14 protein-coding genes and 1 pseudogene are annotated in these 16,118 nt (G+C 68.5%); 4 read left to right on the top strand and 11 right to left on the bottom strand.

What is annotated here, in order from left to right; translation table 11 throughout:
- The 5 genes and pseudogenes from JWN21_RS12330 to JWN21_RS12350 all read right to left on the bottom strand — a co-directional run.
- Positions 1–734, bottom strand: a pseudogene (locus tag JWN21_RS12330) (hypothetical protein); the annotation flags it as partial.
- Positions 734–2,956, bottom strand: coding sequence for an autotransporter assembly complex family protein (locus JWN21_RS12335; RefSeq protein ID WP_299650617.1), 2,223 nt, complete (start codon positions 2,954–2,956; stop codon positions 734–736). The gene JWN21_RS12335 and the pseudogene JWN21_RS12330, both read right to left, overlap by 1 nt.
- A gap of 64 nt (positions 2,957–3,020) precedes the next feature.
- Positions 3,021–4,451, bottom strand: a complete 1,431-nt coding sequence (locus tag JWN21_RS12340) for a coniferyl aldehyde dehydrogenase (protein WP_299650510.1) — start codon at positions 4,449–4,451, stop codon at positions 3,021–3,023.
- A 10-nt stretch (positions 4,452–4,461) separates the two neighbouring features.
- Complete coding sequence (locus JWN21_RS12345) at positions 4,462–4,860, bottom strand: hypothetical protein (protein ID WP_299650512.1); 399 nt, start codon at positions 4,858–4,860, stop codon at positions 4,462–4,464.
- The gene (locus JWN21_RS12350) at positions 4,857–5,603 is read right to left on the bottom strand and encodes an A24 family peptidase (protein ID WP_299650514.1); all 747 of its coding nucleotides are present in this window, start codon (positions 5,601–5,603) and stop codon (positions 4,857–4,859) included. Before JWN21_RS12350 ends, JWN21_RS12345 begins: the two co-directional genes overlap by 4 nt.
- 220 nt (positions 5,604–5,823) lie before the next feature.
- Between JWN21_RS12350 and JWN21_RS12355 the strand changes: the two genes are divergently transcribed.
- Complete coding sequence (locus tag JWN21_RS12355; RefSeq protein WP_299650517.1) at positions 5,824–7,020, top strand: acetyl-CoA C-acyltransferase; 1,197 nt, start codon at positions 5,824–5,826, stop codon at positions 7,018–7,020.
- Between the two features lie 118 nt (positions 7,021–7,138).
- Positions 7,139–7,912 carry a MipA/OmpV family protein gene (locus JWN21_RS12360; protein ID WP_299650520.1) on the top strand — a complete coding sequence of 258 codons (774 nt, stop codon included), beginning with the start codon at positions 7,139–7,141 and terminating at the stop codon, positions 7,910–7,912.
- On the opposite strand, the gene JWN21_RS12365 is transcribed toward JWN21_RS12360, so the two are convergent.
- Positions 7,909–8,373, bottom strand: coding sequence for an SH3 domain-containing protein (locus JWN21_RS12365; protein WP_299650620.1), 465 nt, complete (start codon positions 8,371–8,373; stop codon positions 7,909–7,911). The two genes, JWN21_RS12360 and JWN21_RS12365, sit on opposite strands and share 4 nt — an antisense overlap.
- 97 nt (positions 8,374–8,470) lie before the next feature.
- On the opposite strand from JWN21_RS12365, the gene JWN21_RS12370 reads away from it, so the two are divergent.
- Entirely contained in the window at positions 8,471–9,481 is a 1,011-nt protein-coding gene (locus JWN21_RS12370) for a D-glycerate dehydrogenase (RefSeq protein ID WP_299650523.1), read from the top strand.
- Positions 9,482–9,785: 304 nt separating this feature from the next.
- Here JWN21_RS12370 and JWN21_RS12375 read toward each other — a convergent pair whose 3' ends face one another.
- The 5 genes from JWN21_RS12375 to JWN21_RS12395 form a co-directional block, all read right to left on the bottom strand.
- Positions 9,786–10,028: a hypothetical protein gene (locus tag JWN21_RS12375; protein WP_299650526.1), complete on the bottom strand. Its 243-nt coding sequence runs from the start codon at positions 10,026–10,028 to the stop codon at positions 9,786–9,788.
- A gap of 15 nt (positions 10,029–10,043) precedes the next feature.
- On the bottom strand, positions 10,044–11,447 hold the full coding sequence (locus JWN21_RS12380; RefSeq protein WP_299650529.1) for a nitronate monooxygenase: 1,404 nt from the start codon (positions 11,445–11,447) through the stop codon (positions 10,044–10,046).
- Between the two features lie 71 nt (positions 11,448–11,518).
- Positions 11,519–12,655: a glycosyltransferase gene (locus tag JWN21_RS12385; protein WP_299650531.1), complete on the bottom strand. Its 1,137-nt coding sequence runs from the start codon at positions 12,653–12,655 to the stop codon at positions 11,519–11,521.
- 48 nt (positions 12,656–12,703) lie between these two features.
- Positions 12,704–13,822, bottom strand: a complete 1,119-nt coding sequence (locus JWN21_RS12390) for a glycosidase (RefSeq protein ID WP_299650534.1) — start codon at positions 13,820–13,822, stop codon at positions 12,704–12,706.
- Positions 13,819–14,676 carry an alpha/beta hydrolase gene (locus JWN21_RS12395; protein ID WP_299650537.1) on the bottom strand — a complete coding sequence of 286 codons (858 nt, stop codon included), beginning with the start codon at positions 14,674–14,676 and terminating at the stop codon, positions 13,819–13,821. Before JWN21_RS12395 ends, JWN21_RS12390 begins: the two co-directional genes overlap by 4 nt.
- A gap of 37 nt (positions 14,677–14,713) precedes the next feature.
- Between JWN21_RS12395 and JWN21_RS12400 the strand changes: the two genes are divergently transcribed.
- Positions 14,714–16,072, top strand: coding sequence for a protein adenylyltransferase SelO family protein (locus JWN21_RS12400; RefSeq protein WP_299650540.1), 1,359 nt, complete (start codon positions 14,714–14,716; stop codon positions 16,070–16,072).
- Positions 16,073–16,118 lie beyond the last annotated feature (46 nt).

The raw sequence follows: 16,118 nt of genomic DNA on the forward strand, positions 1-16,118 counted from the left end.
CCGTCCACCGTCGCGGTCAGCGGCTTGGTCAATCCACCCATCGTCGCGACCAGCCCGCCGACCGGCGCGGCCAGCTTCAGGTCCACCTCCAGCTTGTCGTCATCGGGCACTGCGTCCAGCTTCAGCCGCAGCCGGTCGCCCCCCGCCACGCCTGCCGCCCGCAACGCCACTGCATCGGCGGTGATCTGCGCGCGGCGGTCCGCGATGTGCGCCGTGCCGTCGATCTGCAGCACATGCTGCTGCCCCGTCACAAGCGGCGCAATCACCAGCCGCGCGATGCGCAGCCGGTCGACGTCGATGTCCAGATCGGGCAGGATCGGCGCGTTGGGGTCGACCGGCACCGGGATGAGCTCGGGCCGCCGCGACAGCGTCACCAGCTCGGTATCGAGGCTGCGCACGTCGATATGATTGCGCGCGAACGCGAACGGCCGCCAGTCGACCGCCATGCGCGGGCTCGTTAGGAACACGCCCTTGGGATCGGACACGCGGACGTCGGACAGCGTCATCTTGCCGTAGAGCGAACCGTCGATCCGCCCCACCTTGATGTTCAGCCCCGTTGCGGTCGAATAGCCGCCCAGCTGATCCGCCACGAAGCGCCGGCCCGGATCGGTATTGATCCCGAACACAACCGCCAGCAGCAACACGACGATGGACGCCAGCGCGATGCCCACCCATTTCAGGATGCTGAGCCACAACGGGCGGCGGCGTTCGACCGCGACAGCGTCGTCGGCCATCAGAATGCCTGCCCGATGGAGATGTACAGCGCGATCTTGCTATCGCCTGCGCGCGGATTGAGCGGCGTCGCCACGTCGATCCTGAACGGCCCGAAATTGGTATAGAAGCGCCCGCCGATCCCGGCACCGATCTTTAGGTTTGAGACACTTGGCACCATTCCTTCATAGCTGTTGCCCGCATCGATGAACGGCACGATCCCGAAGTTCCCGAACCGATAGCGCGCCTCGACCGCGAACTCGGTCAGGCTGCGCCCACCCACGGGGCGCAAATCTGCGAGATCGAACTCGCCCTTTTCGTTAGGTTTCAACGACGAAACGGGCTCGAACGGCCCGAGCCGCTGATAGCCGTAGCCGCGCACCGATCCGCCGCCGCCGCCGTAATAGCGTCGCGAAGGTGCCAAATCGTCACGCGCGATGCCCAGGATCGACCCGGCACGTGCGCGACCCGCGATCACCAGGCGATCGTTGATCGGGTAATAGACCGTGCCCTCCGCCAGCAGCCGCGCATAGGGCTTAACCCCGCCCTGCACCGCGGTTTCCGGGCTGGCGTTCAGCTTTAGGCGATAACCCTTGGTGGGATTGAGCAGATCGTCGGAGGTATCCCACTGGATCTGACCCGGCAGCGCGGCGATGCCATAGGTCCGCCGCACCCGCTCGTTGCGCGCAAAGTCGAACACGCTTTCGTTGGTGCCGACCAGCTCCGCACCGTAGAAATAGGTGATCCGCTTCTGCCAGATCGGCGTCGAGTCATAGCTCCACCGCACGCCCAGCGTGCCGGTGAACGCCTCGAACGCGTCGTAGTTCGACCGATTGGCGGACGCGATCGCGGTGAACGTCCGGTCTCGCCGCCCGGCATTGGACCGACGGAACGTGCCCGAAAGCCCCTGTTCCTGCGTGCCCGCGACGGCGCTGGCGATCAGCGCGCCCTCTGGCGGGAACAGGTTGCGGTGCGTGAAGCTGCCTTCAATCCGGAAGCCCTGCCCGGTCGAATAGCCCGCCGTTCCCGCGAGCGAGCGATCCGGCCCCTTGGTCTGGCGCACCAGCAGGTCGACCGCTTCGGTCCCGTCCGGGTTGACCCGCCCGGTCCGCACCGGCTCCACCGCCAGCGTCGAGAACAGCCCCGTCGCCACCAGCGCATCGCGCAGGTCGTCGGTCAGCCGGCTGTCGTACAGGTCGCCGCCGTCGAAGCGCGGGAAGACATTGAGGTGCTTTAGATCGAACACCGGATCGCCCGCGGTGGTCAGCTCACCGAAGCTCGCACGCGGACCCGTCGTCACCGGCAGCGTGTAGGCGCCCGTCGGGGTCGCGTCGTCGAGCAGTATGTCTCGCTCGCCGATCTCAACGAACGGATAGCCCCGCTGCGGCAGCACCAGCTGCAGGTTGGCTTCCGCACCCTGCACGCGCGCCGCCTCGATTGGATCGCCCGCCTTCAAGGCGAAGTTGCTCGTCAGCAGGTCGGACGGTGTCACCGGGTCGGCCTGCAACGCCACCGACGACAGCGTATACAGCCGCCCCGGCGTCGCCGTGACCCGCGCGAGAAACCGCGTCGGCGTACCCGGCGTATTCGGCACCGCCTCGATCACCGAAATCGCCGTCGCGTCGTAATAGCCCAGGCTCTTGAGCAGCCGGATCGCGAGCGCCTCGTCCTCCTTGGCCCGCGCCGACACCTGCACCGAATTGGCCGCCTTGCCGCCGCCGTCGCGCAGTGCCGACAACGCCTTCCACTGTGCTTCCAGTCCGACGTCTGCGAGCCCCTTGATCTCGGTCGCGTAGCGCACTTCCGGCGCGTCCGTGTCCTGCAGGTCGACGGCAGTCGCCAGCGGTGTCGTGTCGAAGGTGCCGATCGGCGACAGGGGCGCGGCGAGCTGCGGGTCTTCCGGTGTGATCGTCGGCAGCGTGTCACCCGTCGCGATCGGCGTGGCGGGTGCCGCGATCGTGGGAGCGGCAGGCGTGATCGGCTCCAGCGGCGCGTTGATATCGTCGGACAGGGTCGGCACCAGCTGCGGCAGCGCCGCCTCCAGCTCCGCGTCCGAAATGATCGAAGCTTCGCCCTCGACGCTGCCGGGAGCGGGCGTAGCCGTCGGCTTGGGTTCAGGCGCGCTCGGCCCCTGCGCGGGCGCGGTCCCGGGCTTCGCCAGCTGCGCGAGCGCTGGCCCAAAGACGGGCGGCGTCAGCAGGAATGCCAACCCGAGCCAGCCACGGCGGCGGGAGAAGCCGTACACGCGCAATCAACAACCCCTTCGTGGAGCCCCGTATACGGCCCGCCCCGCTTGACGCTACGCCTTTTCAGGCACTTGGTTCTCTAACTCCGATCTGTTTTGCGACAGTTTTACGAAGTTTTGCACCATAAGGCGGCTTCAGCCCCGCGAGCTTCGCCACGTCGATGCGCGACTGCTTGAACACCGCCTTGGCATGGCTGAACGTGCGGAACCCGTCGCGGCCATGATATGCGCCCATCCCCGAGGGTCCGACGCCGCCGAACGGCAGCTCCTCCATCGAGACGTGGAACACCACGTCGTCCAGCGTCACCCCACCCGAGATCGTCCGGTCCAGCACACGACGCCGCTCGGCCTTATCCGGCCCGAAATAGTACAGCCCCAGCGGCCTTGGGCCGCGGTTGACCCGGTCGATCGCACCATCGATGCCATCATATTTGACGATCGGCAGCACCGGACCGAATATCTCCTCCTGCATCAGGATCATGTCGTCGGTCACGTCGCGGACGATATGGAGCGGCATTTTTCGGCTGTTCGAGCCGCCGAAATCCTCGTTTGCCGGGTTCACCACCTCGACGCTCGCGCCCTTGGCGCGCGCGTCGTCGAGCCAGTCGTGCAGCCGCTGGTGGTGTCGGTCGTTGACCACCGATGTATAATCGGGGTTGGCAAGCACGGTCGGGTACATGGCGCTCGCCGAGGCGCGCAAGGCATCGAACACCGCAGCCTCCTGCGCGGCTGGCGTCAAGACGTAGTCGGGCGCCAGGCAGATTTGGCCGGCGTTGAGCATCTTGCCCATCGCAATCCGCTCGCCGGCCTGCTTGAGGTCCGCCCCCTGGCCAATGATCGCGGGTGATTTGCCCCCCAATTCGAGCGTCACTGGCGTCAGATTGTCGGCGGCCGCGTGCAGGATGTGGCGGCCGATCCCCGTCGCGCCCGTGAATAGCAAGTGATCGAACGGCAGCTCCGCGAACGCCTTGCCCACTTCCGGCCCGCCGCTGACGAAAGCCAATTCCTCGATCGCGAAAAATTCCGGGCTGAGCTCCTCGAACAGCGCCGCCGTTGCCGGGGTGAACTCGCTGGTCTTGACCATCGCGCGATTACCGGCGGCGAAGATGCCCGCGAGCGGGGCCATCACCAGATTGACCGGAAAATTCCACGGCGCGATCACGCCGACCACGCCCTTGGGCTGATATTCGACCCACGCTCTTGCGCCCAGCAGCCCGAGCGGGAACTGCACCGGCCGCTTGTCGCGCGCCGACCACCGCTCCAGATGTTTGAGCGCATGGTCGATCGGACCGGTCGAGCCGGCGATGTCGGTCAGCATCGACTGGTCGCGACTGCGATGCCCGAAATCCTCGCTCAGCGCCTCGCAGAAGCGACTCGCCCCCGCGACGATCATCGCCCGCGCCCGCTTCAGCCGGTCGCGCCGGACGGCGAGCGTTACCGGCAGCTCCGCGGTAAAGGCGGCGCGCTGCGCGGCCAGGGTCGCGATCATGTCCATGCTCGTATCCCTATCGTGCCGGCTGGCAGCCGATCATCCCTGCCACTGGCATGACGATCGCGTCCTTGCCGACGCGCTCTACAGTCAGCATCGCCTCGGGTGCCAGGGCGCCGTCGCGCAGGTCGGGCCGCTCGACCGTGCTCAGCTCCAGTGACGCGGTCACATCGCCCGCTGCGTAGCGCGACACCGCCGCCAGCCCCCGCCCCGCCGCACCTTCCGCCATCGTGCGCGCCAGGTCGAGCATCTTGCCGTCGAGCGCGACGCGCAGCAGGCCGGGCTCAGCCGTCGCCATCGCCACCAGCTGGCGCGGCTCGCCGGTATTCCACAGATACGCGGCGCACCCAGCCGAGGGCAGCGCCTGCTTGCCGATCGCGCCCAAGGCGGCCTGGAGGAGAAGTGCGGTTATCATGGTACCGACGCTACCATGATCAGCCACGCCGGGTAAGCTGCCGCCGCCAGCAGGGCGCCGAGCGGCAGCGCGTCGGCCCCCGTCACCGCTCGGCCACCGACGCGCATCAACAATACCACGCCCAGCCCGATCAGGCTCGCGACCAGCAGCACAGCGGGCAACAGCTGCCAGCCGAGCCACAGCCCGATGCCGGCGAACAGCTTGGGATCACCGCCCCCCATCCCCTCGCGCCTGCGCAGTCGCTTGTACGCACAGGCGATCCCCCACAACAGCGCGAACCCCGCCACGCCACCGATCGCCCGATCAACCAGCGCCGGACCATATCCCAACAGTCCCGACGCGATCCCGCCGGCCGCCAACAAGGCGGTAAGTTGATCGGGCAGCCACCAGTGCCGCACATCGAGCGCCGCCAAGGTCAGCAACAGCCACCCGAACACTGCGCCCGCCAGCGCCTCCGGCCACGGGGCGACCGCCCCCGCCGCTGCGCCGATCGCAAGGGCGGCAAGTTCGACCTGCCAATGCAGCGGCGCGATCCGACCCCGACATGCCCGGCACCGCCCCCGCTGAACGGCGGCACTGACCAGCGGCACCAGCTCCCACGCACTCAGCACACGCGCGCATCCGTCGCACGCCGACCGCCCTCGCATCACCGATCGCCCCTCGGGCCATCGCAGCACCAGCGTCGCGATGAAGCTGCCGAGGATGAGCCCTAGGATCCCGAGGTAGAGGGGAAGCAGCAACATCCCACAGCCTTACCGACCAGGCAACCTCCGCTCCATCCACTTCGTCACCCCGGCCTTGAGCCGGGGTCCAGTTATCGACGGGAACGGCGGCTCAACCATGGAGCTGGCACTCGGCACCTCGCTGGATGCCGGCTTGAGGCCGGCATGACAGAGCGCCGATTGCCCCCCGCCCCGCGCGCGCTTACATCGCACTGCAACATAGGTTTCCCGGAGCACCGCCATGACCACCGATCCTGTCGTCATCCTTTCCTACGCCCGCACGCCGATGGGCGCGTTCCAAGGCGCGCTCTCGGGTGCGACCGCGACCGAACTCGGCGCCACCGCTGTCCGCGCCGCGGTCGAGCGCGCCGGTGTCGCGCCCGATCAGGTCGACAAGATCTTCATGGGCTGCGTCCTCCCCGCCGGTCTCGGCCAGGCGCCGGCAAGGCAGGCCGCGATCGGCGCGGGGCTGCCGACCTCGGTCGAGGCGACCACCGTCAACAAGGTCTGCGGCTCCGGCATGCAGGCCGCCATCTTCGCCACCGACATGATCGCCGCCGGCTCCGCCGACGTGGTCGTCGCGGGCGGAATGGAGTCGATGTCCAACGCGCCCTATCTGCTCAAGAAGCTTCGCGCCGGCGCGCGCATTGGCCACGACACCGCCTACGACCACATGATGCTCGACGGGCTGGAAGACGCGTATGACGCCGGCCGCGCGATGGGGACCTTCGCCGAGGACACGTCGCGCGAATACCAGTTCACCCGCGACGCACAGGATGACTACGCGATCGAATCGCTCTCGCGCGCACTCGCCGCGCAAAAAGGCGGCGCGTTCGACAAGGAGATCGTCGGCGTCATCGTGAAGGGTCGCAAGGGCGACACGCTGGTCGAACTCGACGAGGCGCCCGGTCGCGGCGACCCGGCCAAGCTCCGCACGCTGAAGGCCGCGTTCGCCAAGGACGGCACGATCACCGCCGCGTCGTCGTCATCCATCTCGGATGGTGCGGCTGCACTGGTGCTCGCGCGCGAGTCGGTGGCGACCGCCAAGGGACTGACGCCGATCGCCCGCATCGTCGCCCACGCGGCCCATGCGCAGGAGCCGTCGAAGTTCACCACCGCCCCCGTCGGAGCGGTCAAGAAGCTGCTCGCGAAGACCGGGTGGAGCGCGAATGAGGTCGACCTGTATGAGATCAACGAGGCGTTCGCCTGCGTGCCGATGGCGTGGATGAAGGACCTCGGCGTCGCGCATGACAAGGTCAACGTCCATGGCGGCGCCACCGCGCTCGGCCACCCCATCGGCGCGTCGGGCGCGCGCATCCTCACCACGCTGATCGCCGCGCTGCAGCGCACCGGTGGCAAGCGCGGCATCGCCTCGCTCTGCATCGGCGGCGGCGAGGCGACCGCGATGGCGGTGGAACTGATGGCCGCACGCGAGTAGCGCAGCTAATCGCGAGACGGACGAGGCCGGCCGGCTGGCGGGTCGCGTCAGCGAACCCGTCCGACGTCACGGGATTTACTCCCGTGACGGCCCTCGCGGCCGAGTCTACTGCTTTGTCATGCTCCGCACCGCCGCCCTCCTCGCCCTCCTCCTCGCCGCCCCCGCCGTGGCCAAGGACACAAAGCCCCGGCTGCGCACCCGGGTGGCGCTCGGACCACAGATCGTCCCCAGTTATCCCGGCGCGGACAGCTACAGCGTTCGTCCCTTCTTGGAGTTCTCCCGCGCACGCGGCGACGACGTGTTCGCGTTCGAGGCACCCGATGAGAGCTTCGGCTTTCCGATCCTGCGCGACAGCCGCTTTCAGTTCGGGCCGTCGCTCGGCTTTGAGGGCGAACGCACCGCGCGCGATGTCGGGGTGGCGGTGCCCAAGGTCGGTTTTACCGTCGAGGCAGGCGGGTTCGCACAATATCACCTCGCCCCCGCCATCCGCCTGCGAGGCGAGCTGCGAAAGGGCATCGGCGGGCACAAGGGCCTGATCGGCTCGATCAGTGCCGATTTCGTCGCGCGCGACCGCGACAGGTGGCTGTTCTCGCTCGGCCCGCGCCTGACCTTGGCCGACACCCGCTATCAGCGCGCCTATTTCGGCATCTCGCCCGCAACCGCCGCCGCCACCGGCCTCCCCGCCTTTCGCACAGACGGCGGTGTGCAGGCGGTCGGCATCACCGCCGGTGCGCTGCGTCAGCTCAACCGTCGCTGGGGCGTCACCGGCTACGCCCGGTACGACCGCCTCGTCGCTGATGCCGCCCGTTCGCCGCTGGTGCGCGGCTTTGGCTCCCGCGGTCAGCTGTCCGGCGGAGTGGCGCTCAGCTACACCTTGGGCGCGCCGAATTAGGGCAGGCTCTCCCCCGCTTCTACACCCCACAGCCCCGCCTGTTCCACGAACCCCGCCCGCCCCTTCACGTCCAGCCGACACCATCCGTTGCCGCACGCGCTCAGCCGACCCACCACGCCCGGCGCGACCCGCCACAGCACCCGCCCGCCCGCGGTTGGCCGGTCCTGCATCGAGGCCGGCGCGCTGCCACGCACCATGCCCGTGCGCGTGGCGCTGAGCAGATTGGCCTGCATCCAGCCTTGCGTTCCGTCCGGGTCCTCGACCTTGCGCCACTCCTTGAAGTGCTGGACGACGCGCACCGGCAGGTCGGCACGACGGTACAGCCAGCTTGCCGGATAGGTACGCGCCGGCCCCGTCCGCATCCGCGCCTGCCCCGCCCGGATCGATGCCCAGTATGGCGGCTTCTGCGCCTCCTGCGCGATTGTCGCGGCGGGGATCAGCAGTGCCAGCGTGGCGATCATGACGCGCATCGGCATCTCCTCGCGCCCGCCTTGCCCCGGCATCGGCCACGCTTCAAGCGCCGTTGACGCCCCTGCGCCGGTTCGCCAAGCCATTGCCATGACCCAGCCCCCCCCCGGCGCGCGCCGCTGCTCCAACCCCAAGGTGGTCGTCACCCGCGAGCTGCCCGACAGGGTCATGGCGCGCATGGAGGCGTTGTTCGAAACCACCAACAACCGCACGGATGCCGCCCTCACCCGCGAACAGTTGCAGGCGGCGGTGACCGGGTGTGATGTGCTGGTGCCCACCGTCACCGACGCGATCGACGCCGAGCTGCTCGCCCATGCCGGCCCCAACCTGAAGCTGATCGCCAATTTCGGTGCGGGCGTGAACCATATCGACCTGCGCGCCGCCCGCGCGCGCGGCATCGTCGTCACCAATACGCCCGGCGTGCTGACGGAGGATACCGCCGACGTGACGATGGCGCTGATCCTGTCGGTCCCGCGCCGGCTGGCGGAGGGCGAGAAGCTGGTCCGCTCCGGCGCGTGGACCGGCTGGAGCCCCGGCGGGATGCTTGGCCACCGCATAGGGGGCAAGGCGCTGGGCATCGTCGGGATGGGCCGCATTGGCCAGGCCGTCGCGCTGCGCGCGCGCGCTTTCGGGCTGTCGATCCACTATCACAACCGCCACCGTTTGCCCGCGGTGCTGGAGGCGCAGCTGGCCGCCACCTGGCATCCCGACCTCGACGCGATGTTGGCGCAGATCGATATCCTCACGCTGCATACCCCACGTAACGCCGACAGCGAGAACCTGCTCGACGCCCGCCGCCTGGCGCTGCTGCGCCCCCACGTCCACGTCATCAACACCAGCCGTGGCGGCATTGTCGACGAGGACGCGCTGGTCGCCGCGCTGGAGGACGGCCGCCTCGCCGGCGCCGGGCTCGACGTCTGGGCGCACGAACCCGCCATCGATCCGCGCCTGCTGGCGTTGCCGAATGTCGTCATGACCCCGCACATGGGAAGCGCCACCTACGAAGGCCGCCTCGCCACCGGCGAGCGCGTCATCCAGAACATCCGCATGTGGGCCGATGACCACCGCCCACCGGATCAGGTGCTGGAGGGGTGGGTCTGATCAGCCCTACTCGTCCTCGAAGTGCGCTGCCCGATTCACGCATTCGTGCAGGATCGCAACGAGGATTACGGCATCCTCCGATGTTCGCCAGTAGATGAAGTGATGTCCTGATCGGTAGCGGAAGCCGGGGAACCCGAGCTCCTGCGGAGTAGCCCGCCAGACGACTTCCCTCCCGGGGATGCGCTCGAGAGCAACAAGAATCGCATCCGAGTACCGCGTCGCCGTCGCAAGCCCCAGCGGTCGACGCCATACGCGAAGATGCCGTCCAGCTGATCCTCCGCTCGCGGGGTGATCGATAACGGCATCACCCGTGCCGGCGCCGCATCCTCTCACGGGATGCTTCAGGAGCGAAGGGCCGAACCTCATCATCCGGGACGGCAAAGGCAGCTCGCAACTCGGCGATGACAGCCGGATGCCGGTGAAAGGCTTCCTCCGCGTCACGCTGAATCAGATCATTTACGTACGCCGCGACATCGGCGAACTGCGCCTGCTCGCCCGTCACCGCTGTCACCCGCCCACTGGCCGCGTCGTCGAACTTGATCGTCACCTCATAACCCGTCGCTCAATCCCCCGTCAGGATGCGGTCCACCAGCTGCTTCACCGTCGGCACGAAGCCATTTGAGTAGAACGGGTCGCGTTTGAAATTATATGCGGCGTGGCCTGCGAACATTAGGTTCTGTTCGATGTCGCCGCCATGGGCGATGTCCTGCAGCGTTTTCTGGATGCAGAACGAACGCGGATCGGCAAGCCGTCCGGTCGAATTGGTCTCCGTATCAGCCCAGCTTGAGAACAGGCATTGCGACAGACAGCCCATGCAATCCGCCTGGTCCTTCCGGATCTCCGCTTTTTCGGTCGGCGATACGAACACCAGCGTGTTGTCTGGCGTCTTCAGCGCATCGGTGAAGCCGTGCCCGAACCATTCGCGCGCGCTGAGCAGGTCGTTGCGCGTCACCCAGAAGTTCTTGCCCTTCACCCCCACGTCGAGCTGGAAGACGTGGTCGCCCGCCTCCTGCGTCGAGAACGCGATCTGCCGTTGCGACCGCGCTTCCAGCGCGCGCAGGAACGGGTTGCGCACCGCGGACGAGTAGAAGCCGGTTGGAGAGAAGCGGTGCAACAGCACCTCGCCCGGCTCGATCTTGGTGAGATGATCCTTCCAGTCCTGCGGAATGGGGCTCTCGCGCGTCAGGAGCGGCCGGGTGCCATACTGGAAGGCGATCTGCCCCAGCTCGGGATTGTCGATCCAATTGTCCCAGTCGCGCAGATACCAGACGCCACCCGCCATCACGATGGGCGTGGCGTCGGAGATGCCGCCTGCTCGCATGGTCTCGCGCAACGCCTTCACGCGAGGATAGGGATCCTGCGGCTCGAGCGGGTTCTCCGCGTTGGACAGCCCGTTGTGACCGCCCGCCAGCCAGGGGTCCTCATAGACCACCGCCGCCAGCCACTCGGACGCCTTGGAATAGGCACGCTTCCACAATGCCGAAAAGGCTCGCGCCGAACTGATGATCGGTAGATAATTGACCTGATACGACGCGGCGATCTCGCTCAGCTTGTACGGCATGCCCGCACCACAGGTGACGCCCGCGACCAGCCCGCGCGTCCGCTCCAGCACGCCGTGCAGCACGCGCGGCGCCCCACCCATCTCCCACAGCACGTTGATGTTGATGGCACCCCTGCCGCCGGCGATGTCCCACGCGCGCTGCACCTGCTGCACCGCACCGTCGATCGCGTATTGGACCAGCTCTTCGTGCCGCTCGCGCCGGGTCAGCGCGCGATAGATCTGCGGGACGATCTTGCCCTCGGGATCATAGCTGTCGGCGTTGACCGCCGACACCGTTCCGATGCCGCCCGCCGCGGCCCACGCGCCTGCCGATGCATGGTTGGTCGCCGCGACGCCCTTGCCGCCCTCGACCAGCGGCCACACCTCGCGCCCGGCGTACATGATCGGCGTCAGGCCTTTGAACACGAGAGCAATCCCTTTCGGAGCAGATACGGGCTTTATAGCCAAAGGTTGCGGCAACGCGATACTAACCTGCCTCAGCCGCTGAGCGCACCCGGCCGCCCAAGCGCGGCCTCGTAGAGATCGCGATAGCGCGCGACCATCAGCCCCTCATCATACTCGGCCTGCGCGCGCCGCTGATTGGCGGCGCCAACGCTGCGGCGCAGCGCCGGATCGCTGACCAGCGCGTGCAGTGCGTCCCGAAGGAACACCTCGTTGGGTGTGGGGATGATGTAGGGCCGGTTCTCGGCCGCCACCATCGCGTACACGTCGCCGACCGCAGGTGCGGCGATCGGCAGCCCCGCCGCCATTGCTTCCACGACCGAGATTGGGAATTGCTCGGACAGAGAGGACAGCGCCAGCACGTCGAACAGTCCGACGAACCGATGCGGGGAGGACAGAAATCCCGGCAGTACCAACCTGTCGCTCAGTCCCATTGCCTCGGCTGCGCCTTCGATCGCTCCACGTTCGGGGCCTTCGCCGACGATCACCAGCCGCACCTTGCCCGCCAGCCCACCAACCGCGCGCACCAGCATCGGCAGGTCCTTGACCGCGCGCAGGCCGGCGAGCGCGCCGATCACCACCTCGCCGGAATTGCGGCTCAGCCCCGGAATCGCGCCCGCGACCGGCGCTGCATAGGCTGCGACCGGGATGCCATTTACAATCCGGTGGACGCGCCCGCGCGGCTGCTTCCAGATATCGAGCGCGATCCGCTCCAGCGTCTGCGACGGCACCACCAGCGCGTGCGCGGCGGCCAGCGCGATGCGGCGGTACACATTGCGCTGGCGCTTCAGCCCACCCGCCTCGTCGGCATTGAACCCGTCCTCGTGATGCACGACCGGCGGTGCGTCCTTTGCAAAGGCCCGCCGCGCCATCACTCCGTCGATCGCGCCCCAATTGTACGTCAGCACCAGGTCGAAGCGCCGCATGAACCGCGCGATCGCCTCGTATCGCGCGACCGACGGCCTGCCCGTCAGCGGCGGGGGGTCCTGCGCGACCTCGTACGCCACCCCCGCCGGGATCGCGTCGCGCGCACCAAGCGCGTCGGGGACGCCGGAGACGATCGTGTGCCGCGCCCGATCGCCCCAGGCGCCCATCAGCCGAACGCTCCGCGCCTCCTTGCCGCCCAGATCGAACGAGGAGTGCAGATGCAGGATGCGGACGGGCGCGGGCATGGCGGTGGCGACTAGCGCGCCCGCGCCGTCGCGTCACGCCTGCGGTTGTCAGCCGATCGAGTCCTTCGGCACATGCGTGATCCGGCACGCCAGGTCCGCTTCGCCGCTCGCCACGATCCAATGATCGCCGCCGTCGACCAGCCCGGTCGTGAAGACCACGTCGGACACGTACATCCGATCGGCCAGCGGATCGGTCAGCGACGGCGCGGGCTCAAGCAGCGGTGTGTGCCCGGTCGCCAGCGTCACGCTCGGATCGTCCCGGTCGAGCAGCGTCCAATAGGTGCGGTAGATCCCCACCGTGCCTGACGGCTCCACCCCATGCCACAACGACAGCCAGCCATCGGGCGTCAGCACGGGCGGGGCGCCGCCGCCCATGCGGGCGGTCGAGACCGTCCCCGCGTGCGGCCTGATGCCGGGCCGATCGTGCGGCTTCCAGTGCAGCGCATCGGGGGAGCGCGCGAGGTTGATCGACGGCCCGGCGCGCCATTGGCTGCCCGGCGGATAGGCGAAATAGCCGTCGCCCAGCGGTCGGGTCTGCGCCCAATATTCCCCGCCGATCAGGCCGGGAAAGATCAGCATGTCCTTGTTCTGGTGATCGAGCACGATGCCTTCGAGCCGCCAGTCAAGCGCGTCGTGGCTGGTGTACAGCGTCGTGCACTGCCGCTCCGGGCTGACCGAACAGGTCGTCATAAGCCAGCGCTCGCCCACCTTGCTGATCCGCGCGTCCTCGATCCCATAGCATTGATACGATTCGGCCGGCGCGATGGCGCGGTCGTAATGCACCGCCGTCACATGCCGGCCGTCGGGCGACAGCTCGACCGGCAGCAGCCAGGACAGGCTGGTCAGCGCCGCCACCTTCCACCCGCCGCCCGCCATCACCACCGCGCGCGGATCGGCGGTATCGACCAGCTGGAGCGGCCAGGCGTCGAGGTGGCAGGCGCCATCCGCCCAGCGCATCGAATGGACATGCCCATCCCAGCGCGGCGTGCGCAGCGCCTCCGCCACCCGCACCATCATCAGCAGGTTGCCGCTCGGCAGTCGCGTCAGCCCGGGGTTGAACGCGCCCAGCACATAGGTCTCGGCATCCACCTTCCCCGCCAGCGGGGAGCGCGCGAGGTCAACATCGTGAGGCGTGAAGACCAGCGCGTCGAAGGGGAATCCCGTCACGACACCCGCGCCAGCAGCCGGTCGATACCCGCGACCGCCTCGGCCTCGTCCAGCGTCGGCGCGTGCCCGACACGCGGCACCGTCACCAGCTCTCCCTGCGGCAGCGCCTGCATCATCCGCGCCGCTGTCGTCTCCGACAGCACGTCGGACAGCGCCCCGCGCACTAGCAGCACCGGGGTGTCGGCCAGCGCCGTCAACGCCGGCCACAGATCGGCCGGCGCCTCTCCCCCCGTCTGCCGGAACGGCTCGGCGATGCGGTGGTCGTAATCGAGCTTGATCTTGCCCTTGGCGGTCAGCCGATACAGCCGCTTGGCCATGGCGAGCCAGTCCGGCAGCGTCCAATCGGGGTAAACGTCGCTGTTTGCTTCGGCCAACGCGCGCGCGGCGTGCAGCCATGTCGGGTGGCTCGACGCCTTGCCGACATAGCCGCGGATGCGCTGCAGCCCCGCCGCCTCGATCTCCGGCCCGATGTCGTTGAGCACCGCGCCCGCCTGCCGCCCCGGCTCCGCTTGCGCCATCATCATCGCCACGATCCCGCCCAACGACGTGCCCACCGCCACGAACCGCCCCACCTCAAGCGCATCAAGCATCGCGACCACATCGGCGGCATAGGTGGCGGGCGCATAGCTTGCCCAGTCCTCCGCACGCCCGCTGCCGCCCCGACCGCGCAGGTCGATCGCCACCACCCGCCGGTCGCCCGCGACCCGCTCGGCCAGAGCTTCGAAGTCGCGGCAATTCCGCGTCAGTCCGGGCAGGCACACCACCGGCAGCCCACCTTCGTCACCGGGATACTCACGCGCGTGCAGCAACGTTCCGTCGGCGGCCGTGACGAACCGGTCCTCAAACACGCCCATGGTTGCGCCGCGCTCCCCCACTCCCCCATATCGCCGCATGCAGCTTTCCTCGCAAGCGTATCGACCCGCCACGGCGCTCCTCGAACTCGGCCCCGAGTTCTGGGACCCGGTCGCCGCCGCCGACTTTCCGGAGACGCGGCTCCGGTTCCGCAACGATCGCGCCGCCGCGCAAATCGGCCTCAACGCCCTGACCGAGTCAGACTGGCTCGCCCATTTCGGCCGCTTCCAGCCACTGCCCGGCACGCTCCCGCAGCCGCTGGCGCTCCGCTATCACGGCCACCAGTTCCGCAATTACAATCCCGATATCGGCGACGGTCGCGGCTTCACCTTCGCGCAGATGCACGACGACGCGGACCGGCTGATGGACCTCGGCACGAAGGGGTCGGGCAGGACCCCCCACAGCCGCTTCGGGGACGGACGACTGACGCTGAAGGGCGGCGTGCGCGAGATCCTCGCGACCGAGATGCTGGAGGCGCTGGGCGTCCCCACCAGCCGAACGCTGTCGCTGATCGAGACGGGCGAAGCACTCGACCGCGGCGACGAGCCCTCCCCTACCCGCTCCGCCGTGCTCGTTCGCTTGAGCCACAGTCACATCCGCATCGGCACGTTCCAGCGCCTCGCCTACGAACGCGACGAGGAGAACATGCGCCGGCTCACCGGCTATGTCCTGCGCAACCTCTACGGCGAGGAAGGTGACGATCCCGTCCGCCTGCTCGACCTCGTCATCGGCCACACCGCAACGCTCGCCGCCCGCTACATGGCTGCGGGCTTCGTCCACGGGGTGCTCAACACCGACAACATCAACGTCACGGGCGAAAGCTTCGACTACGGGCCGTGGCGGTTCGCCCCGACCTGGGACCCCGGCTTTACCGCCGCCTATTTCGATCATCAGGGGCTCTACGCCTTCGGCCGCCAGCCGGAGGCGATCGGCTGGAACGTCTCGCAGCTCGCGGCCTCCCTGCGCCTGCTGGTCGACAGCCCGCCGCTGATCGCGGTGCTCGATACATTCGGCCCGCGCTTCCAGACCGCAATGGCGGATGCGCTGCTGTGGCGGCTGGGAGTCTCGCCACGCGACGAGGCAGGCGATCGCGACCTCGCCCGCGCCACCGAATCCGCGCTGCGGAAGACGGGCGTGGAGCTCGACCGATTCTTTCACGACGTGTTCGGCGGCGAGTTGCCCGCCGGGTATGGCGAGGAGTGGACCGGGCTGCGCACCGCGCTCGCCTTGTGCGCACCCCGCAAGGCCCGCGCCCACGCTTATTGGTCGGGCGAACCCTGCTCGATGCTGATCGATGAGGTGGAGACGATCTGGTCGGGCATCGCCGAGCATGACGATTGGTCGCTGCTGGAGGCGAAGGTCGTGGCGATCCGCATGATGGGCGAGGCGCTGGCCTAATCTCCTCCCCCGCTCTGCGGGGTCCCCCTCGCCCGGAAAGCGGGGG

The sequence above is a fragment of the Sphingomonas bacterium genome (assembly GCF_028292945.1).
Lineage (GTDB): Bacteria > Pseudomonadota > Alphaproteobacteria > Sphingomonadales > Sphingomonadaceae > Sphingomonas.

Excerpts from the sequence above, each read along its gene's own strand:
- JWN21_RS12340 (WP_299650510.1), bottom strand. The coding sequence starts at position 4,451 with ATGGACATGATCGCGACCCTGGCCGCGCAGCGCGCCGCCTTTACCGCG.
- JWN21_RS12345 (WP_299650512.1), bottom strand. The coding sequence starts at position 4,860 with ATGATAACCGCACTTCTCCTCCAGGCCGCCTTGGGCGCGATCGGCAAG.
- JWN21_RS12350 (WP_299650514.1), bottom strand. The coding sequence starts at position 5,603 with ATGTTGCTGCTTCCCCTCTACCTCGGGATCCTAGGGCTCATCCTCGGC.
- JWN21_RS12355 (WP_299650517.1), top strand. The coding sequence starts at position 5,824 with ATGACCACCGATCCTGTCGTCATCCTTTCCTACGCCCGCACGCCGATG.
- JWN21_RS12360 (WP_299650520.1), top strand. The coding sequence starts at position 7,139 with ATGCTCCGCACCGCCGCCCTCCTCGCCCTCCTCCTCGCCGCCCCCGCC.
- JWN21_RS12365 (WP_299650620.1), bottom strand. The coding sequence starts at position 8,373 with ATGATCGCCACGCTGGCACTGCTGATCCCCGCCGCGACAATCGCGCAG.
- JWN21_RS12370 (WP_299650523.1), top strand. The coding sequence starts at position 8,471 with ATGACCCAGCCCCCCCCCGGCGCGCGCCGCTGCTCCAACCCCAAGGTG.
- JWN21_RS12385 (WP_299650531.1), bottom strand. The coding sequence starts at position 12,655 with ATGCCCGCGCCCGTCCGCATCCTGCATCTGCACTCCTCGTTCGATCTG.
- JWN21_RS12395 (WP_299650537.1), bottom strand. The coding sequence starts at position 14,676 with ATGGGCGTGTTTGAGGACCGGTTCGTCACGGCCGCCGACGGAACGTTG.
- JWN21_RS12400 (WP_299650540.1), top strand. The coding sequence starts at position 14,714 with ATGCAGCTTTCCTCGCAAGCGTATCGACCCGCCACGGCGCTCCTCGAA.